The organism is Psychroserpens sp. (assembly GCF_047633235.1).
Lineage (GTDB): Bacteria > Bacteroidota > Bacteroidia > Flavobacteriales > Flavobacteriaceae > Psychroserpens.
Genome location: NZ_JBLIET010000014.1, coordinates 47168 through 69878 on the forward strand (window position 1 = coordinate 47168; position 22711 = coordinate 69878).

Annotated in this window: 16 protein-coding genes and 1 tRNA gene; 5 read left to right on the top strand and 12 right to left on the bottom strand. The window is 33.7% G+C overall.

Annotated features, from left to right (window positions below; genetic code table 11):
* The 7 genes from ACJAZK_RS06475 to ACJAZK_RS06505 all read right to left on the bottom strand — a co-directional run bounded on the left by ACJAZK_RS06475 (position 1) and on the right by ACJAZK_RS06505 (position 11244).
* On the bottom strand, positions 1 to 1050 hold the full coding sequence (locus ACJAZK_RS06475; protein WP_415223185.1) for an efflux RND transporter periplasmic adaptor subunit: 1050 nt from the start codon (positions 1048 to 1050) through the stop codon (positions 1 to 3).
* A 59-nt stretch (positions 1051 to 1109) separates the two neighbouring features.
* Positions 1110 to 3440, bottom strand: a complete 2331-nt coding sequence (locus ACJAZK_RS06480) for a TolC family protein (protein WP_415223186.1) — start codon at positions 3438 to 3440, stop codon at positions 1110 to 1112.
* A gap of 139 nt (positions 3441 to 3579) precedes the next feature.
* On the bottom strand, positions 3580 to 7281 hold the full coding sequence (locus ACJAZK_RS06485) for a metallophosphoesterase (RefSeq protein WP_415223187.1): 3702 nt from the start codon (positions 7279 to 7281) through the stop codon (positions 3580 to 3582).
* Between the two features lie 72 nt (positions 7282 to 7353).
* On the bottom strand, positions 7354 to 8571 hold the full coding sequence (locus ACJAZK_RS06490) for an alpha/beta fold hydrolase (RefSeq protein ID WP_415223188.1): 1218 nt from the start codon (positions 8569 to 8571) through the stop codon (positions 7354 to 7356).
* 10 nt (positions 8572 to 8581) lie between these two features.
* A complete protein-coding gene (locus ACJAZK_RS06495; RefSeq protein ID WP_415223189.1) occupies positions 8582 to 9106 on the bottom strand; it encodes a peptide-methionine (S)-S-oxide reductase in 525 nt (174 codons plus the stop codon).
* A 33-nt stretch (positions 9107 to 9139) separates the two neighbouring features.
* Positions 9140 to 9421, bottom strand: coding sequence for a DUF427 domain-containing protein (locus tag ACJAZK_RS06500; protein WP_415223190.1), 282 nt, complete (start codon positions 9419 to 9421; stop codon positions 9140 to 9142).
* A gap of 260 nt (positions 9422 to 9681) precedes the next feature.
* Entirely contained in the window at positions 9682 to 11244 is a 1563-nt protein-coding gene (locus tag ACJAZK_RS06505) for a protein adenylyltransferase SelO (RefSeq protein WP_415223191.1), read from the bottom strand.
* A 181-nt stretch (positions 11245 to 11425) separates the two neighbouring features.
* Between ACJAZK_RS06505 and ACJAZK_RS06510 the strand changes: the two genes are divergently transcribed.
* Positions 11426 to 12631: a Pycsar system effector family protein gene (locus tag ACJAZK_RS06510; RefSeq protein WP_415223192.1), complete on the top strand. Its 1206-nt coding sequence runs from the start codon at positions 11426 to 11428 to the stop codon at positions 12629 to 12631.
* An 18-nt stretch (positions 12632 to 12649) separates the two neighbouring features.
* Here ACJAZK_RS06510 and ACJAZK_RS06515 read toward each other — a convergent pair whose 3' ends face one another.
* The 3 genes from ACJAZK_RS06515 to ACJAZK_RS06525 form a co-directional block, all read right to left on the bottom strand.
* On the bottom strand, positions 12650 to 15025 hold the full coding sequence (locus ACJAZK_RS06515) for a GAF domain-containing protein (RefSeq protein ID WP_415223193.1): 2376 nt from the start codon (positions 15023 to 15025) through the stop codon (positions 12650 to 12652).
* Positions 15026 to 15161: 136 nt separating this feature from the next.
* Positions 15162 to 15320, bottom strand: a complete 159-nt coding sequence (locus ACJAZK_RS06520) for a hypothetical protein (protein ID WP_415223194.1) — start codon at positions 15318 to 15320, stop codon at positions 15162 to 15164.
* A 129-nt stretch (positions 15321 to 15449) separates the two neighbouring features.
* Positions 15450 to 15638: a hypothetical protein gene (locus ACJAZK_RS06525; RefSeq protein ID WP_415223195.1), complete on the bottom strand. Its 189-nt coding sequence runs from the start codon at positions 15636 to 15638 to the stop codon at positions 15450 to 15452.
* A 353-nt stretch (positions 15639 to 15991) separates the two neighbouring features.
* On the opposite strand from ACJAZK_RS06525, the gene ACJAZK_RS06530 reads away from it, so the two are divergent.
* The gene (locus tag ACJAZK_RS06530; protein ID WP_415223196.1) at positions 15992 to 16246 is read left to right on the top strand and encodes a T9SS type A sorting domain-containing protein; all 255 of its coding nucleotides are present in this window, start codon (positions 15992 to 15994) and stop codon (positions 16244 to 16246) included.
* Positions 16247 to 16424: 178 nt separating this feature from the next.
* Here ACJAZK_RS06530 and ACJAZK_RS06535 read toward each other — a convergent pair.
* Positions 16425 to 16506: transfer RNA gene (locus ACJAZK_RS06535), tRNA-Leu, on the bottom strand.
* A gap of 118 nt (positions 16507 to 16624) precedes the next feature.
* Here ACJAZK_RS06535 and ACJAZK_RS06540 point away from each other — a divergent pair.
* Positions 16625 to 18013: a dipeptidase gene (locus tag ACJAZK_RS06540; protein ID WP_415223197.1), complete on the top strand. Its 1389-nt coding sequence runs from the start codon at positions 16625 to 16627 to the stop codon at positions 18011 to 18013.
* 71 nt (positions 18014 to 18084) lie between these two features.
* On the opposite strand, the gene ACJAZK_RS06545 is transcribed toward ACJAZK_RS06540, so the two are convergent.
* Entirely contained in the window at positions 18085 to 19455 is a 1371-nt protein-coding gene (locus tag ACJAZK_RS06545) for a M28 family peptidase (RefSeq protein WP_415223198.1), read from the bottom strand.
* 124 nt (positions 19456 to 19579) lie between these two features.
* Between ACJAZK_RS06545 and ACJAZK_RS06550 the strand changes: the two genes are divergently transcribed.
* The gene (locus ACJAZK_RS06550; RefSeq protein WP_415223199.1) at positions 19580 to 19951 is read left to right on the top strand and encodes a BlaI/MecI/CopY family transcriptional regulator; all 372 of its coding nucleotides are present in this window, start codon (positions 19580 to 19582) and stop codon (positions 19949 to 19951) included.
* Positions 19952 to 20034: 83 nt separating this feature from the next.
* Positions 20035 to 22711: M56 family metallopeptidase (locus tag ACJAZK_RS06555; protein WP_415223200.1), on the top strand; the 2677-nt coding region annotated here is incomplete at its 3' end.

Consider the following 22711-nt stretch of genomic DNA (forward strand, 5'->3'; position numbering starts at 1 on the left):
TTAGTTTAATTTTACGTCTTGTCCGTCTAATAAGGTTTGTAAACCCGCTATGGCAATCTTTTGCCCAATCTTGAGACCAGATTCTACTTCAAAACCTTCTGGTGTTAAATCCCCAATAGTAATGGTTTGTTTTTTTACTGTTGCTTTATTTCTATCCCCTTCAACTAAAAAGACGAATCTACCTTTACCATCTTCTCCAACTGCGCTTGCAGGCACAACAATGGTGTTTTTTACTATATCTTCGTCAACAAATTCAAAAAGCACATTTGCTGCCATACCACTTTTAATACGTTCATCTGAATCGGTAACCATCACAGTAATTGGGTATGTTGAAGTACTAGAGTCTAAAGCTGGTGCAACTTCTGTAATAACAGCCTTAAAAATTCGACCTTCAATTGCGGTAAAAGACACCTTAACGTTCATGTCTTTTTTAACCGCGTTTATGACAGATTCAGGTAAACCCAAAGAAATTTCAATTGCAGTTCCTGCATTTAAAACACCAACGGCCTGTCCTGGGGATACATTTTCGTCAACCTCAACAGTAACAGAGGCAATAACACCATCTTCAGGTGCATATAAATATCCAAATTGGATTTGATCTTGCTGAATGGCAACACTTCGTTTTGAAGATTCAAAACTAGCAACCGCAGTTCTGTATGAGTTTTTAGCAGCTTCATAATCACTTAAGGACGCACTTCCTTTTTCATATAAAATGCGCACACGACTTAACGATAATTTAGCTGTATTCATTTGAGACTCCGAACTGTTTTTAGATGAAATTGAGGACTCATAACTTAGTCTAGCAGAAACATTATCTAAGGCTCCTAACAACTGCCCTTTTTTAACATCTTGACCAAGATTCATATCGAGTTTAGTAATAATCCCACTACTTCTAAAACTTAGATTTACAATTTTATTTGTTTGTGCAGTACCACTAAATTGTCTAGATTTTTCGCCTCCTAAATACGAAACCTCACTATACTTCACGGGTCTTAAAACGACCTCTTCTTGGACTTCTTTTTCCCCACAGCTAATGAGTAAAAGAACCATAACTAGGCTACTGATTTTAAAGATTCTATTGGATAGCATTATCATATATGTGTTAACTGTTAGTCATTATTTTGTGTGAATTCTAAAAAACGCTGAATGAAGTCTTCCCGTTCACTTTCGTCTTGCAATAAAAAGAATAATCCTAAAGAGCGTTCTAACTGCATTGAGACTTGTAAGTAATTATATGTCGCGTTAGCACTCGCCTGTTGTGCTTGTAAATAATTGTTTTGAGCATCTAGCAATTGCACAATATTTACTGCACCATTTGCATACGAGGTTTGTGTTAAGTCCAAAGCTTCTTTGGCTGTTTCTTCGAACACTTTCGATAATTCAATATTAGAAATTTGATTTATCAAATCTAGTACCGAGTCATTAATCTTTTTCTCTATACTTAATTCAATATTTTCCTTCGAAACCTCAAGTTGTTCTTTTTGAATCGAAGCTATTTGTTTATTAATATTTTGCTTATTCTGATTAAATATTGGGAGTGATACATTTAGTCCCACGGTATAATAACCTTGAGGAAAATCACCAAAAATAAAATCTGTCCCTGCTCCAACTCTTGAAAATTCATAATTATACTGAGCTTGTAAAGCCACTGTTGGCAAAAAACGTCCTGCGCCAAATAATCGTTCACTGCGCTCTGTTGCTTTCAAATTAAAATCCAATACTTTAAGTTCAGGTGCGTTTACTAACGCTTCTTGCACCAAAAATTTCACAAACGGTTGTCGCAATTTAGGATCATCCAAAAACTGGCCAAGTTGCTCATACTTATAATTACTAAAAACGCCTTTTTGCAATTCTGCCTCTTCAACATCAATCTTAGTATCAATAGGATTATTTAGTAATTGATTAAGCGTGTAATAACCCTGCTCTAACTGATTAATGGCTTCTACCATTTGTTGTGTGTTCTGAGCCTTTTCAGACTTAAAACGCAACACATCAGATTTCCCTGATTGTCCAGCTTCATAGTTTTCAGTAGCAATCTTCAAATTGTATTTCGTGAGCTCTAAATTTTGATTTTGAATAGATAAATTAGCTTTTAAAATTAAAGCAGTAAAATAGGCTGTTGCTGCATTGAATACGGTGTTAAGCGTTTCGCTGTTATAGTTTTCTTGTTGAGCATCTCGAAGAGATTTCTGTATGCTAATATTTGCATTTACCGCTTCAGAAAACAAGGTCTGCTCTAAAGTCACATTTCCAGACGTCACTAATTCTGGATTTTGCCCATTGCTCACAGCTGCCAATTCTGGATCCAAATAAGTCCCTGTGGCACCCGCTGTAACATTAGGTAAATAATCGCTTTTTGCAAATTGTACCTCTTTTTGCGTTAAGCTTATATCTCGCTCTCTGGTTTGCAACTCTAAATTTTCAGTAATAACTTCTTGCATGACGCTAACTAGTGTATAGGTCTTATCAGCAACAATCTCTTTAGGGTTTCCAACGAAACTTGTGGTCGCTATTAGACTGTATTTAAGTGGCAAGCCAATTCTATCAGCAGTATTATAGTTAACCGTTAAGTTACTTTTAGATTCTAACTTAGTACTCAAACTAGATAAGTCATTGCCATTTACAACAGACTCCACAGTTAAAGCAATACGCCTAAAAAACTGATTCAATTGAGACTGATCATGATTTGTTGCAAGAATACCGTTCATCACATCTTTTACAGGATTTGCTGAAAACGATGGTAATTTCTTTTCAATCAATACATTTGCTAGTTCTTTTATTTCATCATCAGAAAAGTAAAATCCACCTGCTAAATATACCGCATCGATGTCATCAAGATTTGAAGTGATATCATCCAAAGATTCAAATGTGATAAGACGTATTTCCAGATCTAACGCTAAACCTATCTTACTAAATGTTTCGGCTATTGGCAAATTATCTGTAAATGCTTTTTCTAGAACAACACCAACAGTTTTGGGGTTAGATAGTTTTTTAAGAAACTTCAAATCTTCAGTATAAGACTGTGACGTAATAATAGAAGTATAGTTTTCGATATTAGAAACAATAGTTTCATCGGTTATTAACTCCTCACTTAAAGCTCCAAAAAGAATTGTTGGTTTCTCGTAAGTCCCAATTTTAGAAATTACTGCATTATTAATAACACCAAAGGCTATAATAATGTCAGTTTCATTTTGCAATAAGGTATTATAATTACTTAGTGCTCCCGCAGAATCAAAGTTATTGACTAATGTATTAGCAACAGGAAATTCTATAATAGCGTCTTCACCCACAACCGTCGATATTTCGTTTGAAAGCTCATATAATAAGGTTTCTATTTCGGCTGAGTTATTATCTAATAAAAATCCAACTTGATAGGTTTTAGTTTGCGAAAAAGCAAATGCAGCAACCATTAACATTACTATGAGAATGTGTTTTTTCATTGATTGTTTAGTTTTCTCTGGTACTCAAAATTACAGTATTGTTTTGAATAAAGCAACTATCAACTTCGTAGTATTCTATTCCTAAATAGCTAGGGAACATTAAATTAAGATATAATCAAGTTGTAAAACACTCTTTAATTTAAAATCCAAAACCTAATTTAAAAGCTAAACGCAAGCCGTCTTCACTACTAAAGGCAGAAATATTGGCGTTCATCATATTGGCCATGTTTACAAAAAAGCCTCCTCCAAAAGACGTATTCCAATCATTTCTATTAAAAGAAGCGTCGCCTACTAAATCATCTTCAATCCACACACGACCATAATCGGCACCTCCAAAAACACCAATACTAATAGGAATTACTCCTGTTTTCAAATCCATAAAATCCCATCGTACGTCAGAAGATTGAACAAAAGCACTTTTTCCTGTAAAGCGTTGATTTCTGTAACCACGTAATCCTGTATTAGCGCCTATAGTAGCAGCTTGATAAAACTCAAAGTCATCACCTAAATTAATATGTCCTCTTAAATTTGTTGCTAATACTAATTGTCCGCTAGGAATTAATTTATAATCAAACCCCAACGTTGGTAATATATAAGAAAAACCCTTACTCGTTGAAATATTATTTATATACCCTACTTGCAAACCAAATTGCATACCTAAAGTAGGAAAAGCATCATTGTCTCTGTTTTCAAAATGATATTGTGTCTCTATACCATAGAATTCATCATTAATTTCAGTATTATTTGGAATAAATTGATTTATAAATCGGCCTGAAGTTTCTTCAACTTCATTAGATTCAAAAAAAACACCTATTTTAAAACTAGCGCCTTGTTCGCCTCTCCAAATCAATGAAGGCATCGCTTTAAAGGTTCTTATTTTTACACGATTATAATCTAAATCTGTATCAAATCCGTCATCTTCATCTGCCTCTGGGTTAGGTGTACTGTTACCAAAACCAAAGAAATTTACAGCATAATTTGGACTATTGAAATGCACATCAAAGCCAAAATTAGTATGCCCTATAATATTAGCAAATTCCCCTTTATAATTAAAATCATAACCTTCAGTAGCAAAATAATATGCTGCTGAAATCGTGTGCTGAGACGTAAACGGGTTGCGTTCAAAACCATAAGCTGTATAGGTATTACTAGCTCCTATTTTAAAACCATCATCTGGATTAGAGCCAATTGTTGGAAAAAGTTGATTGGTATTATTCTTTAATTTTTTATAATCATATACGTTGATTTCATAATCATCACTTAATCGTAACTTAGCGTTTTGGGCTTGAGAAACATCATTGGATTTACTTTTATAATCGTATACAGTTATTTTACCACCATCAGGAATAATGTAAATATCATTATTTTGGCCACCTATCAATCTTATTTTAATCTTAGTATTCTTACCTTTAACTTCAAAGACATCGTCATCATCTAGTCCATAAACCCAAATTTCCTTGGTATACTCTTTATTATAAACACGTTCATGAAACACCTCGCCCTTTTTTCCTTTTTTAATACGTTGTGCTACTATTTTAACTTTCCCATCAGACAAACATTCTATTGTAAAATAATCATCTTTATTAGTCCCTTTTACTACTCCAAACGTATTAATCAATTTAAAATATCGATCTGAAATAGCTTGAAGATTACCTAATCTTGCTCTTAATTTTTGTTTAATCTCATCAAGACTTTCATCACGAACCTCTTCTGGAAAGTGTAAAAACGCGTCTTCAATGACAGTATTGGTTATACCCTTTTGAATCGCCTTTACTTGAGTATCCCAAACTGCTTTATCTGAAGCTTGGATGAGTTCCATATCTAAAGGATAAGGCTCAAAATTAACGCCTTGAACATCTACTAAATCATCATCATACTTCCTGAGTAATCTTGCTGTTGGAATGATAGCTACAGCAGCAGTCAATAAAGCACCGTCAGACATAATAGAGAAGGCTTGATCTCTATCTCGTGGCAAAGGGCGATATACTTTCTTACCATTCTCTTTAAACTCTATCCAACGCCATTGATCTTGATGTCTATCCCAATCTCCTATTAGCATATCAAATAAACGTGCACGAATGTATGAGGCTTCATCAATAACAATATCTTCATCCTTATGGATTTTCTTCATCATATCATCTGTACTGACAACCTCATCCTGAAAGCCAAAACTTGCCAAATCACTATGCCCTTCTGAGGTATGCTCTTCAATCATATATAGTTCATCTCCAAACTCATCATTATAATCACCTAATGTTTTTTGCTTCGGAATATAGTATAATACGGGGTTTGTATGATAAATACCTACAGCGTCAGATAATGTACCAATTGCAAAAGGCGCATAAGGATGGGAACCTGTAAAGACATCCAGAATTAAATCTTCAGTACTTGTATCATCAAATTGACCTTCAATATATTGATCTTTAAATAGGACAGCTTGTAAATATTGTACAGCATTTTTACGAAGTGCTCTCATGACGTATTGAGCACCATTTTTATCTTCAAGACGTAATGACTTAGATTGATTTCCGCCTCCTTTTCTCACCACTTTTAAGCCGCCATACATCGTATCTAAATTTACTGTTGGAGCAGACACTTGAGTACTGTACAATTTTCTATAACGATCTCCCCATAGAAATTTATGAGTCCTTGATTTATCTGTTTCTTCTTCGGAATAAATTGAGGCTACCATTTCCTTCGGAAAACTATCAGGATACGTTATTGATGATTTTTTTACATCTTGCTCGAGCACTTCAGTTTCAAAAACGATACTGTCATCATTAACCGAATAAAAACGCACATATGACGAACCGTCTTGAAACACATCCAGTCTTGCATAACCTGGAGTTCCGTATGAGAATTGCCCACCTCCAATATTACGTGTAGCTGAAATCTTAGAACCAGACCCACTTACAATTTGTCGTAGATTATCTTCTATTATATATTGCAGACTATGCTCATGACCAGATACAAAGACCACTTTTTTATTTTCTTGTGAGATGGTAACCAAACGTTTTTTAAACTCATTATAACGTTTGTTTTGTAAATCAACATTCGCAAGTCCACTCGTTTTTCTAATTATATTTTTTATTGTCCCAAGAATAGGAAGTGGTTTCATATGACTCCCAAATGTGAATTGCCCTCCATGAGGACCATTAGTATACATTGGATGGTGCAAAGCAACGATCGTTGTTTTACCTCTGGCTTTTTTTATTAGACTACTATATTCATCAAAAAAAGCCGTTCTTGTTTTAATCTCACAATCGTCATTAAGTGTTGGGTGATCATCCCAATTAGTGATATACCACTGACTATCAATAAGGATTAATTCGATATCGTCAGACACATGAATTTTTTCTATTGGACAACCATTTTCAGGCAAAAATGTGTTTTTTCCTAGCGCATCTTCCACATACTTTTCTTGTCTTTTCAGACCTTTAACGCCATCACTATACCAATCATGATTACCAGGAATAAAAACAGTTCTTCCTTTAAAACCCTGATTAACGTCTGTTTGTGCTTTAAGACGTTTTTGCGCAACTTCTCTGTACTTATGATTTTTATCTGGAAACCCGACAGGATAGATATTATCTCCTAAAAAAATAGCTGTACTATTTTCTGAAGCTTCATTTAATTCTATTTTAAAGGCATTTAAAACTTCAGAAGATGCACCTCGTTCATAATTCCCTGCGTCACCAATTAAATAAAACGAATGTTCAATTTCTTTATCTGGCGATGTATTAGACGCATTCTCGTTTTTATATTGAGGCTTATATGTCGCGCAAGCATTACACAATAGACTTAACATGAAAATAACTGCTAGTTGGTTGGCGTTTTTCATTTTAAAGAGTTTGATTTATAAAAATATTAATTCTCATTCTAATAGGTCTTAAAGATGTTCAATAAAGTCGTATTAAGTAAGTTCTGTATCAATAATTACTTCGCTTTGTAATGTTTTATGAACGGGACATTTTGAAGCAATTTCTTTTAATCGTTGTCTTTGCGACTCGTCTAAATCACCAATAAAAGTCAATTTTTTTGATAAATGATCAATTCTAGTCGGTTTATCCACGTCTAACATCAAATCATCACTATGTTTTTTAGAATAGGTGATGTGAGCATAGACTTCTTGTAAATCCCATTTTTTACGCTCCGCATAAATTTTTAAAGTCATTACGGTACAAGCAGCCAATCCAGCACTGATAAAATCATAAGGCGAAGGCCCAAAGTCATCTCCTCCAACCGAATCTGGTTCATCTGCAATAAAATTATGTTTTGCCGTTTGAATGGTTGTTGTAAAATTATCTTCTTTCAAATTTAAATGCGCAACCAATTGCTCTCCTGAAGTATCTAACATTTTGTTTTCTTGCTGCGGAAAATATCGTTTTACCCAAGCACCTATTATATCTCCTGCATAAGAGCTGTCTCTAGTCTTTGATAATAAATGATCTGCATCGTCAAGAGTCACGAAACTTTTTGGATGATGTGCATTGTTATATAATTGTTCTGCGTTTTTAATGCCAACTATAGTATCTGTTGGGGAATGTAAAATTAAGAGTGGTTTTCTTAAAGCTTTAACTACTGCAGGCAAATCGGTTTTATCAAAATCAGACACAAATTCTTCATCAATTTTAAAAGGTCTTCCTCCTATATTAACCGCGACTCGACCTTTATTTTTTATATCATCTATACCGTGGGAAAACAAATGCTTCACATGACTTATTGTTGCTGGAGCTCCAACAGTTGCAACAGCTTTAATATTGTCTAATTTAGAAGCAGCCACTAAAACTGCTGCACCTCCCAGAGAATGGCCAACCAAAAGCGACGGTGCTTCATAATGTTCTTTTATAAAATCACTTACTGCTATCAAATCGTCAACGTTTGCCGAAAAATGACTATCAGCAAACTCCCCTTCACTTCTTCCTAATCCAGTAAAATCGAATCTTACAATTCCAAAACCGTGATTAGTAAGCGCTCTGCTAATGTTTCTCACTGCACTCAAAGAGCTACTGCATGTAAAACAATGCGCAAAAATGGCAAAGTAGTTCGGTTTTTGATTTGCTGGTAATTCCAAGTAAGCTTGAAGTTTATGACCTTTTTTATTTATTACTTTTAATTTCTGGTTTTTCATAATTGATCTATTATAAGGCTGACGCCAACTTTAAATGACTTAATTTATCTAAATCAACAGCATCACTATAATAGTTTAATAGTAAAGTTAATTTAGGATTTATAAAGGTTTTACAAAATGGCTTCTCAGGATTGCTATAATAGTAATTTGTAATCTCTTCGTTTGACGCTTTAAAGGTCTCAAAATCTAAAACTTCAGTAATATAATCATCGCCTTTATTTTTATTCAACTCAACTAAAATAGTTTCTACTTTTGTTCTTTGAATTTGAGAAAAGGTGTAGATCGCAGATCTATATTTGTAACGCATAGAATGATTTTTAGTGCTTTTGTGCGTCAATAAGTGAACATTAATTAGCAATTGAAGGTTAACTTTTTTCGGGTTATAATCAATATAAACACCTTCAGAAAAGCTTGAATTCTCATGATTGGATGCAATATAACCTTGCGCAACAGAAACGACGCCTTTCAAAGATTGAAAAACGGCTTCTGTACACCAATGGCACCCACCTCCAAAACCAATTATCTCAGTTTCCATTTTACTTTCTTAAGTTACTAAAAATGTTTTAAGTTATTTTGTTACCTCCACACCTTTCCAAAAAGCAATATATCCCTTGATTGATTTTGCCAACTCAGAAACTTCAGGATAATACCACGCAGCATCTATATTTTCTTTTCCATTTACTTCTAAAGTATAATAAAACGCCTCTCCCTTCCAAGGGCACATGCTATGAGTTTTACTGGGTTTAAAAAACGCTTCTTTAATACTTTCACTAGGAAAATAATGGTTATTTTCAATCACGATTGTATGATCACTCTCAGCAATAACTAGATGATTCCAAATGGCTTTCATTGTCTATTAATTTATAATTGTTTAAAAATTGAATTACTTTTTGTTCTTCCATTTCGCAAGGTTTCAATAAGTCTCTATTTGATGTTACATAATAATTTAGGCTTATAAAATTATTTCCTGCTAATTCTTCTGCATACACTTTTATACTTTTATACTTTTTCCAGAATTAAAGTCGGTTCTTGTAACTCCATATTTTGTATTCTGAAATACAACTGCGCTATACCCTTTTGGCAAATTTTGAATACGTTCTAAAATTGACATTATGAACTACAAGATAACATGGAACATCCTACTTTATGTCTTGCCCAATCGGGTCGTTTAGCAAACCACTTTTCGTATTCTGGTTGCTCAGCATACGGTTGTTTTAAAACTTGAAATAACTCGTCAATCAATTTATAGTTGCCTTTATTCGCATCATCAATAGCTAATTGAGACATATAATTTCTGAGCACATATTTTGGATTAACAGCATTCATTCTTTCTTTTCGATCAGTATTAGAAAGCGACTCATCTATCAATCTTACATCATAGCTTTTAAACCAATCTCTCCATTGTTGAGCAATTGTGTCTGACACTTCATTAGGCACATAAAATGAATCCTCAACAATCTGTAATCCTTTTCCAGCGTCTCCTAATTTGAAATTACTTAAATTTCGGAAGAATATCGTCATATCAGTTTCTGTGAGTAACAAAACATCTTCTAACCTTTGAATCAATTCATTGTCTTTGTCGTCATTTACCATCAAACCTAATTTAGAACACATCATTTCTAAAGATTTCTTTTCAAAATCAATTTTATAATTCTCAAGAACTTCTTCTAAAGGCTCTACTTCTTCAATAAGTGGATACAATGCATTGGCGAGTTGATACAAATTCCAAAGCCCAATATTAGGCTGATTACCAAACCTGTATCGCTTATGTTGCTTATCGGTTGTGTTTGGTGTCCAGCCAAAATCAAATCCTTCTAGCCATCCATAAGGTCCAAAATCTATGGTTAGTCCTAGAATAGACATATTATCTGTATTCATAACACCATGCACAAAACCAACACGTTGCCAATGGACAATCATCTCGAGTGTACGTTTCGATACTTCAGCAAAGAACTTAATATAATTCTCTTTTGAAGGTGTTCCTATCTTTGGAAAATGATGCCTTATGGTATAATCAACTAAAGTTTTAAGGGTTTTATGATCTTTCCTAGCTGCGAAGATTTCAAAATTTCCGAAGCGTAAAAACGAAGGCGCTACACGACAAACAATGGCTCCTCTTTCAAAAGCCTGATTGCCATCATACAACATATCTCTCATAACCTCGTCTCCAGACAACCCCAACGATAATGCTCTTGTTGTTGGCACACCTAAATGAAACATCGCCTCGCTGCACAAATACTCTCTAATTGAAGAACGCAAGACAGCTAAGCCATCTGCAGTTCTAGAATATGGTGTTTCTCCAGCACCTTTAAGTTGAACGGCCCAATGTTTATCATTATGTTCGACTTCAAATAAATTTATAGCTCTGCCGTCACCTAATTGTCCAGCCCAATTTCCAAATTGATGTCCTCCATAACACATTGCATAGGGTGTTGTGTTTTCTAAGACCTTATTACCTGTAAATACTTTGGTAAAGGTTTCACTATCAACATCTGCTTCAGAAATCCCTATTTGAGACGACATATCTTCAGAAACATGAAGTATTTCAGGGTTTTTAGTCTGCTTAGGATTAACATATGAAAAACAGGCCTCCTTGACCTGACGTCTAGAATTATCTATAACTAGATCAGCAGGAAGTTCTTTTGTGAATTTATTTTTTAAGTTGAGTTTCATTTTATAAAAAAGTTTAAAATGATTATTGTAGGCTCATAATCTACAAAAAAATAGTCGTTAACTTTACTAAAAAATTACAGATCTTGCCAGTGAAAGTCTTTGGCAAATTTACGACTAAACGCACTCTTATATAGTCATTAATTAAAGTTTAGTATTTTTACTCAATAAACTAAAAATCCACATGGAAACACTTGTTGCAGAAGCAGAGAAATTTGTAATTAGTTATTTAAACGAAAATTTAGATTCTAAATTTGTCTATCACAATCTACCACACACGCAACGTGTTGTTGGAAAAGTGCAAGAGCTAGCGAAAGCTCATGAACTAAATGATATTGAAAAGAACGTTTTAGAGATTGCAGCGTGGTTCCATGATACAGGGTTCACAAAGACCATTGAAGGTCATGAAAAGGAAAGTGTAACAATTGCTTCTGAGTTTTTAAAGGCTAAGGATGTTAATGACAAGACCATCGACATGATTACAAATATCATTTTGGCAACCCAAATGGGTTACGAACCAAAAACAAAATTAGAGGGTATTATAAAAGATGCGGACTGCGCTCACGTTTCTAGCAAAAAATATGATGACTATGCCGTTTTATTAAAAAAGGAGAGAGAATTAACTTTAGAGAAAGCTATACCTAAAACGGATTGGGTGGAAGATAATATTTATTTTTTAACACATCATACATTTTATACCGATATAGCTGCTCGTAAATGGGAAAAACGTAAAGGAAAAAATTTGACTAATCTGCTTCAAAGTCAGAATAAACTTAAAGAGGATACTGAAAAACTAAAGCAAAAAAAAGCCGAGCTGAATTTCAAAAAAGAAAAAATGGATTTACCAGAACGCGGCATTGAAACCATGTTTAGAGTCGCTCTTAAAAATCATATAACGCTAAGTGATATTGCAGACACAAAAGCTAATATCCTATTATCTGTAAATGCCATAATTTTTTCTTTAGTATTATCAAATTTAGTATCTAAACTTGACAATCCTTCTAATGATTATTTGATTTGGCCAACCGTGATTTTTACTATTTTTACTGTCACTTCAATTATTTTATCTGTTTTAGCTACGCGTCCAAATGTGACCCAAGGAAAGTTTACAAAAGAAGATGTGGCTAATAAAAAAGTAAATCTTTTATTCTTCGGAAATTTTCATAAGATGAAGCTCGATGAGTTTGAATGGGCTATGTCAGAAATGATGCAAGACAGGGATTATCTCTACAGTTCACTTACGAAAGATTTATATTTCCTTGGTTTAGTGCTAAATAGTAAATATAATTTACTGAGGGTCACCTACACCGTTTTTATGATTGGCATTATTATAAGTGTAATTGCATTTGCTGTGGCATTTCAACTGTCAGGAGGGAATACCGCTATTTAAATGATATTACCAAAGGCTTTAAGCCTTAATCTCTTTCATCAAATCATTATAAGTATAAAACAATTTATCATCTTTATCTTTATGATATAATACACTTACCCTAATCGCCTTTAAACCAGTGACTGCCTGTAAGTCTTCAAGCTCTAAAATTTCTATATCGTCATCTAGATATTTTTTAGATTGTAAAAATTTAATATATCTCAAGTATTCTGTTTCGTCTTGCTTTTGAGAATAGACAATACTTATTTTTCCTTTTTGAGTTACACGCTCCGTCGTGCCTTTAATATAAGCTTTATCCACACGTTTTTTAACAATTTCATATCTGGCATTGTAAGTACCATCAACATCAAATTGTTTCTCATCCATTCTAAAACTTATCGATAATGGCTGATTAAATACCAGTATCATTGAAGCTACATCTAATTTCACAGGAAAATTAGGTTGCATTAAATAAAATGAATTTTCCATTTCACACATGACCTGAATTTGCCATAATCTTAAATTATATAAGTAGATAGGATTAAAGGAGTCATCTTTAGTTATAGATTCTCCAATGTACATATTGTGCTCTACTCCATCTGTTTTAAAGCGTTCAAAATAATGCGGATACATCGCTTGAGCTTCAACTTGTTTTTTATCTAAAAGCGCCGCCATCTCTTTGTTTATAAAAGCTATGGTGTCGTCATAATCTTTTCTGTGATTATATAATACGTTTACTTTATCATCGATACTTTTGAAATAGGACTCTATGTTTTCTTTTAAAGAATCAACAACTAACAAATGCTGCAATAAGGGATCAATATCTTGCTTAATAAACCCAGAAATTTGCTGCTCACTGTCCACTTGAAAATGAGTATTTAAACCTTCCAAATAATTATTGATTTGATATAAGAACTGCTCATAAATAGGCAGTTTCTCTAGTTTGAAAGCATCCCCAACTATAGCCTTAATTGATTCCAGTTGAATCGTTAAATCTTTTTGTGTAGCTGAGTTTCTAGCTTCTGATGAACCTTTAATATCTATTTGACCAAATAGAGGATAAATATTTTCGAAAGCTATTTTATTAAAGCTGGGCTCCTTGCCATTAAATTGGTCTTTAATAAAAATTTTCGCTTCTTTCTCAAAACGCCAATTCACACTTGGATGAATGGAAGTACATTCTTGCTGAATAATAGCTTCAATTAAATTCTGCTCTTCGTTCTTAGAACGTTCTACTGCCGAAACTATAAATGGCATGACATCCTTCAATTTATTCGCATTGATACTATTTAAGACTTTAGGACGCTCTGAAACAATTTCTAGAATTCCCAGTAAGCCATCTTCATTAGCTATGGGTGCTAAAATCGCACTTTTAATATTTTGGTCTTTTAATGTTTTATACTGTGGAGCCTTACCTTTTGACAAGTCATAAAACTTATCGACATCAGATATCGCATAGAATTTCTTTTCTTTCAATAATGTATGGTATGATACGTTGCATAAAGTATCTGAACAATCATTGGTATCTAATTGATTAAGAAGAAAACTATTCATGCCTTCTCCATATACACGCTCAAAAGCATCTTCTTCTTCATTATAGATAGAGAAGCCAACTTTAATATCGTTAAGCCCCAAAAGAGATTGAAAGATTTGATGAAAATCCTCCATAAAACTCTCATCTTTTCGTTTATCCTCTCCTATTAAACTAGATTTAATATTTGATATGGATTGATCATCAGTAACATTAAAAATGTTAGAAATCACAAAACCTTTAAAGGTATAGCTATTTGGTGGAAACTTTTCTTTCCACAATTCCATATTCTCAAAATTATCTAATAATTCATCTGCATCCTCTTGAGTAATTATTGGCGCATTTTTCGAAGGAACTATTTCAGTAAAGTCAGCATTATATAATATTTTATAATACTGCATAATACCTTTATCGTCAGGTATCTCGTAATAAAATGGTCTCTTAAAATTGATATGATGTTTATAACAAGCAGACAAAATTATAGTACATGCAAGGATATACATATCATCCTTTGGCATGTTTTTAATTTCTAACTCGAAATCATCACCAGCTATTTCTATGATGGATTTAAAACGTTCTGAAGAATTAAAAATCAAATTATGAAATGGAACAGAAGCAGTCTTAATTTCATTTTTAGTCAAAATTGGACTAAACGAATCTTGAAGGATGATACTTATTTCTTTCTTTCTTGTTATTAAATCTTGTGGATTAGTAATACCATCTCGAAGTTCAGGAAACCCCTCAGCCGTTTTTAAAACACGACGTGCTTTCGCTGCAATAAATTCATCATCACTTTGTGATAAGACTTCATAATGCCTAAGAAGCTTATTAAAACTCACCTTTAATGTAAAAGGGGATTCAATGTTTTCATTAATATCGTTCATAATACCACTTTCGTTCCTACAAATTTACAACATAATAGGTTAGTCGCTATTAATAAGACTTGCTTACTGCTGCATTGTTAGGAAGTAAACTTAAAACCTCACTCAATAATTACGTTTGGAAACACTACTTTGAACTCTATTTTGCCTCTAAAAGAACGATATCATATTCTGAATCCAACTCCACTTTTCCAATCTTAACAGTTACATCTTGATTAGAATAAGCGTCATGTAAAACTAAACCTTCATTAAACACTGGTACGACATTCAAGGTCTTTTTACCTGCTTCTAAATTCATAGCGACAACTACCAGATCTTTAAAATTTCTATCACTAAAACTTCTATAAAACGTATATGGAGATTGGGTAATTATGTGATGTGTGCCAGCACCAATTGCAGGATGAGCACTTCTAAAGTGACCTAGTTTTTACCAATGCTTTAGAACCTTCTTAGTCTTATCATCATTTTTTATAGCGTCCCAATTCATATTTGACCGCAGCGTTGGATCTCCAACTGCATTTTCGATAACCAAGTTCCTGGCAGATTCCTCTCCATAATAAATTTGCGAAGCTCCAGGCGTTAACAACAACATATTTGCTGTTTCGTAAGGTTTCAAACGTGATGAATCAAACGGCTGACTATCATCATGGGAGCTCAAATAATGAAGAACACCATAGCCCTTAATACTCGAATATAAGGTATTTGAATAGCGTTTAAAAATCTCTTATTTTATTTGTTGGGATGCGTCCCATTTGAGTTCAAAATTAATAAAGCTGTTTTTGAGGGTGATTACACAATGACCTCAGGATCTTTAACACCTAGGATTGACATTTTTGACACATCAATTCCATCAACAGAATTAAAAACGTAATTATTTTAGCAAATTTTGATCTCGTTTCTCAAACGGTAAACACCAGTTTTCCAAGTACCGGAGATTGGTATGATTTAATGGATGAGTTTGGAAATAAAATGTATAGCGCCGGAACGGTAACCATATCTGCTGGCCAGTTTAGAATCTTCGGAAAGGCACCTTCAACATTAAGTACAGATAGTTTTGATACAGAAGGAAATTTCAGTATTTATCCTAATCCTGTAAATACATCGTTCAAAACAAACAAAGCTATTTCTAGCTTACAGATATTTGATATTACAGGAAAACTTGTCAAAACATTTAAAGGAGAGTTTGCAATAGAAAACTCTTATGACATTTCAAATTTGACATAGAGTATTTAAGTGGTTAAAATTGAAAACAAGGATGGCCAAGTGTTAACAACTAAGCTTATTAAGCTTTAACATTAATGACAGTCATTTTGAATTAGTCAAAACCTCTAAGTTAAAACTTGGAGGTTTTTTATTCTAAAACAAAAAAAGCCGACTTATAAAAGTCAGCTTTCTATTTAAGTACAGGCGGGGAGACTCGAACTCCCACACCGTAAAGCACTAGATCCTAAGTCTAGCGTGTCTACCAATTCCACCACGCCTGCATTTGTCCCAAAAGGGGATGCAAATATAAAAAATAGTTTCTTAATTCAATTAACTTTATTTAAGAAAATATTGCTTATCGATTTTGTATTTTTGAAAGAATCCTAAAACAACTAAAATATGCTACATTTTCAATCCTATATTGAAGAACATAAAGATAGATTTCTAAATGAACTTATAGACCTTCTTAAAATACCGTCTGTAAGTGCAGATCCTGCTTATAAGGACAATGTGTTTCAAACTGCAGACATCATTAAAGACAGTCTTTTAAAGGCTGGCTGTGATCATGTTGAAATTTGTGAAACTGAAGGTTTCCCAATCGTGTATGGCGAAAAAATAATAGATAAAAACTTACCTACCATTCTCGTTTATGGTCATTATGATGTACAACCTGCAGATCCCATTGAATTATGGGATTCACCACCTTATGAACCTGTAATCAAAAAAACAGCTATTCATCCAGAAGGCGCCATATTTGCTCGTGGTGCTTGTGATGATAAAGGTCAAATGTATATGCATGTCAAGGCTATGGAGTTTATGACAGAGACCAATCAATTACCATGTAACGTCAAATTCATGATTGAAGGAGAAGAAGAGGTTGGCAGTGTAAATCTTTCTGCGTTTGTGAAAGCTAATCAAGAGAAATTGAAGAATGATGTCATACTCATATCAGATACTGGTATGATTGCTCAAGATGTACCATCAATTACTACTGGTCTTCGTGGATTAAGTTATGTTGAAGTTGAAGTTACTGGTCCAAACCGCGATCTTCATTCAGGATTATATGGTGGTGCTGTAGCAAATCCAATAAATATTTTAACCAAAATGATTGCGTCTTTACATGACGAAAATAACCGTATTACCATCCCTGGGTTTTATGATAAGGTTGAAGATCTTTCTGATGCTGAACGTGCAGAAATGGCTAAAGCACCTTTTTCATTGGAAGCCTATGAAAAATCAATCGGCATCAATTCCGTTTATGGTGAAAAAGGCTACTCCACGAACGAACGTAATTCTATTAGGCCAACGCTAGATATCAACGGTATTTGGGGTGGCTATACTGGTGAAGGTGCAAAAACAGTGATCGCAAGTCAGGCATTTGCTAAAATTTCTATGCGTTTAGTCCCAAATCAAGAATGGGAAGCGATTACAGCGTTGTTCAAAACACATTTTGAAAGCATCGCTCCTGCGGGTGTAAAAGTTAAAGTAACGCCTCATCATGGCGGACAAGGTTACGTTACACCAATTGACAGTATTGGTTATGAAGCGGCTTCAAAGGCATACTTTGATACGTTTGGAAAAAACCCAATACCACAACGAAGTGGCGGAAGCATTCCTATTGTAGCGCTATTTGAACAAGAGTTAAAAAGCAAAACGATATTAATGGGGTTTGGTTTGGATAGCGATGCTATTCATTCGCCTAACGAACATTTTGGAGTTTGGAATTACTTTAAAGGCATTGAAACAATACCTTTATTCTACAAATATTTTACGGAATTAAGTAAATAAACAAAATGCCACCAATTAATAATTGGTGGCATTCTTTTTTTTCTTCCAAAATTGGATAGCTCTTAGCTGTCTTATTCCTTAATAATCTTATAAGTTCCAGATTTCTCATCTGTGCTTACCTTCAGAAAGTAAATCCCTTGAGGTAAACTTTTGATATTTAATTCTGTGCTTTCCGTTATCGTTTTACTAAGAACTAGTTTGCCTGAAACATCAAACAAATTTACATCGGTAGATATTTCCGAAGAGAATTCTATTGTAATAAAATTTTGAGCTGGTATTGGATATATTTTCAATTCATCCGCAGAAAAAGAATCCAGACCTAAAGTATCAAATACTAAACACTCGCTGCGTTCTGTGCATGCCCCAGAAGTCACTTCTACTGCATAACTACCATTTGCCACTGGGGTAAAAGATTGATTTATTGCGCCAGAAATAGCGATCTCTGTATCACAATTAAACCATTGATAATTAGAAGAATTTTGATTGGATGTAAGCGTTGTCGTGGTTTGCGCTACCGTATTATCTACAGCAACTAAACTTCCCTTAGTCACCATATAACCGGTTACTAATTTCACCATTTCATTTAAGTACGGTAAATCTAGGGTCGCAAAACGATCTTGAGCTGTATGATAAAAAGGTGTTTGATCATTGGTTTCCCAGGATTCCCCTACTAACAAAGCAGTATATCCTACTCCCCAAAAACTGGCGTGATCACTAGCAGTCGTTCCTGGATTAACCTCAATAACATTTAAATCAAAAGTATACGCGTTTAAAACGGCTAAAATATCGTCTTTCATTGCTACAGAACCCGCAATATTTCGATAATCTATATCAAATTCGTTATCTCCTGGTTGCCCAACAGCGTCGCCATCATAACCAATCATATCCATATTTAAAACACCGAGAATATTATCACCATGAGTTGCTGCCTGATTAGCATAAAACTGAGATCCTCGAAGACCAATTTCTTCTTCATCCCACAGTGCGTAAACAATGGTATTATCTAAACATTGTGTTGATAATATTCTAGCGACCTCTAGAACTGCAGCTGTACCAGAGGCATTGTCATCTGCACAATAATCTGCAACAGTATCATAATGCGCACATACAACATAAATGTTATTAGGATTGGTTTTACCAATTTGAGTTGCAATAACATTTCTACCGTTAGTATTAAATGGTTGTTCTGTTACAACTACATTATTTAAAGCCTCTAATCGTTCAATAAGGTAATCTCCAGCTAAGTCATTACTTGCCTGTTGTCTATTTAAAATTGTAACTGTATTACCATCTACCATTGTGGTTTGTTCTCCTGAAAACTCATTAATAGTGACTGCTATTTTAGCAATATCAACTTGATTAATAATATCTTGAATGTTTTGTGAATATGAAGAAAAGGCACATAGTAAAATGCACAGTATTGTAGTATGTAAGGCTTTCATTATTGGGGTTTTTCTATTCTAATATTTCAAATATAGTGTATTTCATCTATATTATTTTAGTCCAATTTTGTTTTTAACAATTTTTACTCTACATTTGTAGAGTTAATTCTAAACTTGTAGAGCAATGCAATTATCTAAAACCGAAGAACAACTCATGCAGTATCTATGGAAACTTGAAAAAGGGTTCATGAAAGATTTACTACTTGCGTATCCAGAACCTAAACCTGCAACTACCACCGTTGCTACGCTTTTAAAGCGGATGATAGACAAGGGTTTTGTGGCTTATAAGCTCTACGGAAAATCGCGCGAATACTACCCTTTGGTAAAGAAGAAAGACTATTTCTCTAAGCACGTTAACACCTTAATTAAAACCTTTTTTAATGATAGTGCCTCACAGTTTGCTTCATTTTTTACAAAAGAAACAGACCTTACGAAAGCGGAATTAGAAGATTTAAAAGCTTTAATCGATAAAGAAATTCAAAACAAACCGAAGTAGATTATTACTATAAAAAATAGAGAGAATCTACAAGGTTCAATGAGACAATAAAAAAACAATAAAAACCGTCAAATTAAATAGTTATGCTCATCTACCTTATAAAATTTAGTGCTTGTCTTGCTGTTTTTATGGTATTCTACAAGCTATTGTTAGAAAAATCTAGCGTGCATCAACTTAAACGGTTCTATTTACTAAGTGCTTTGGTTGTATCACTTATAATACCGTCATTAACCTTTATTGAATATATAGAACCTATCGTTGCAGAGGAGTTGACCTCTTTTGTAATCTCAGATTTTGAAATGGTCAAAACGTTACCTGAAATTGTTGCAGCCGATTATACACCTATAATACTGTGGTCATTATACGGATTAGGAGTTTTTATTTTTCTGTTGAAATTTTGCCTCAACCTTAATACTATTATTTCTAGAATACGACGTAATCCTAAATTAAAGTCGGACGGTTTTATCAATGTATTAATTTCTAATTTAAAGATTCCACATACGTTCTTTAGTTATATTTTCTTTAATAAAGATAAGTTTGAACATAACGATATCCCAAAAGAAGTGCTTATACACGAGCAAACTCATGCCAAACAAAAGCACAGTTTTGATGTCCTCCTTTTAGAAGTATTACAAATTATATTCTGGTTTAATCCTTTGATATATGTACTAAAACGCGACGTAAAACTCAACCATGAGTTTCTAGCCGATCGTGCGGTTTTACAAAACGGAATTGAACCATCCACATACCAAACCATATTACTCGCATTCTCATCACATGCGCAACACCAAGAATTGGCAAATGCCATTAATTATTCATCAATCAAAAAACGATTTACAGTCATGAACACACACACATCAAAAAAATCTATTTGGCTAAGAAGCTTGTTGCTTCTGCCAGTACTTGCTATTCTTTTTTATGGCTTTGCAGAACACAAACAAGTTGAAAAGGAAATAAGTGAGCTATCGGAAACTCACTCATCAGAAGGCGTTTCAGAGGCATTAATGCAAGAATATAATGACTTTATCATTACGTTTACCACAACGCACAAACTAGAATTTTCTAAGTACGAAAGAATTGTATCTATCTACAATTTAATGTCTGAAGCTCAAAAAGCTTCCGTAGAACCTTATCCAAAAGTTCCAGTCGTCGATTTATCTGAAACAAAAGCCAAAAAGCCTACAAAAGAACAATTCGAATCTTGGAAAAATAATAAAGAATTTGCTATTTGGATTGATGGACAATATCTTCCAAATTCCATACTAAACGAAATGTCTGTAGATGATATTGCTCATTATTCAAGCAGTTACACCAATATAAATGCCAGAAGTGAAAAATTCCCACAGCCATATCAATTTAGTTTATACACAAAAAAAGGATTTAGTAGCATTTATAAAAACTACAAAGTAAAAGAATACAAAGAAATGGAACAAGTTTATCTAAAAGCAACATTTCCATTCTACTTAAACGATAAACTTTCTCTGTCAGATAAATCAGAATTAAAACTATTAAAAGAAAGATGCGATAGACTGTACAACTCACTATCAAAAGAAGAGTTAGAAAAATATAATCTACTTCCTGTTGCGCCAGTTCCGATGGAAAAATCATCTCAAAAAAAAGCAACTCCAAAACAACTTGCAGAGTACAACAAACTTGCAAAAAAATACAACGAGCAAAACATAAATAATCAAATCATAAAGCTAAAAGACGTTGATCGCTTAGAATATCTTTATAAATTCATGAGTGATGCTCAAAAGGAAAACGCACAACCCTATCCAAATTTCCCTCCTCCTCCAGCTAAAGCCCCAGCGCCTCCAATAAAAGTTATAAAAAGCGAATTAACTTGGGTCCTACTAAACACCAAAGGGCAATTTTTGATGAATGACAAGCTAAGTAACTTAAAGTCTATTGAAACTGAATTTAAAAATATATCGGGTAATAAAAATAAATCAAAGGATATTGTATTCAAACACGAAGAAGACTCGCCAAAGGATATCATTAATAAAGTTAATTTACTAATTGCTAACTACAATTTAAAAAACATTTACGATACACTTCCACCACCTCCACCACCACCTGCTCCTCCAGTTAAAAAAGGAAATGGACCAAATGGTAATGATAATTATCCAGTACCACCTCAAATTCCTGAGGACGCTTCACCAGAGCAACGTGAAAAAATGCAAACAGTCATTGATGACTTTGAGAAAACATATAAAAGAAAAGTGCGTCAAACAAAAACTGATGATGGCGAGATGATTAGTATCATCGCCAATGATGATGTTTACGAACCAACTCAGGACGAGAACAAAGTTAAAACGGGTTTCCTAAAAATTAAAGGAACACCTCATTATTATGTTAGCATTAATAGTGCGATAAAATATTATAACAGGCAAGGTTTTGAAGTCAGCAAAACTGGCATAAAGATTAGTAAAGATCAGGTAAATGCTTCTGACGTAGTTCCTGGACAATACATAACCAAAGTATATAGTGATAGCAAGGTTGTCTCAGAGTTTAAGGACAATGAGCCAAATACATATAAAGACATAATTGATATTCCGTCACCTCCAAAATCAATATCACGTTTAGACCATATTATCGCTATGGCAAAAAAGAATGCCACGTTTTTCTATGAAGGAAAAAAAGTCTCATCAGACAGCGCTATTCAACTCATTAAAAAGTACGATGACCTCAACATATTCACAAAAGATCTTGCAACTAATGCACCCAAAATATTTTTAACAAAGAATACAACAGTAACTG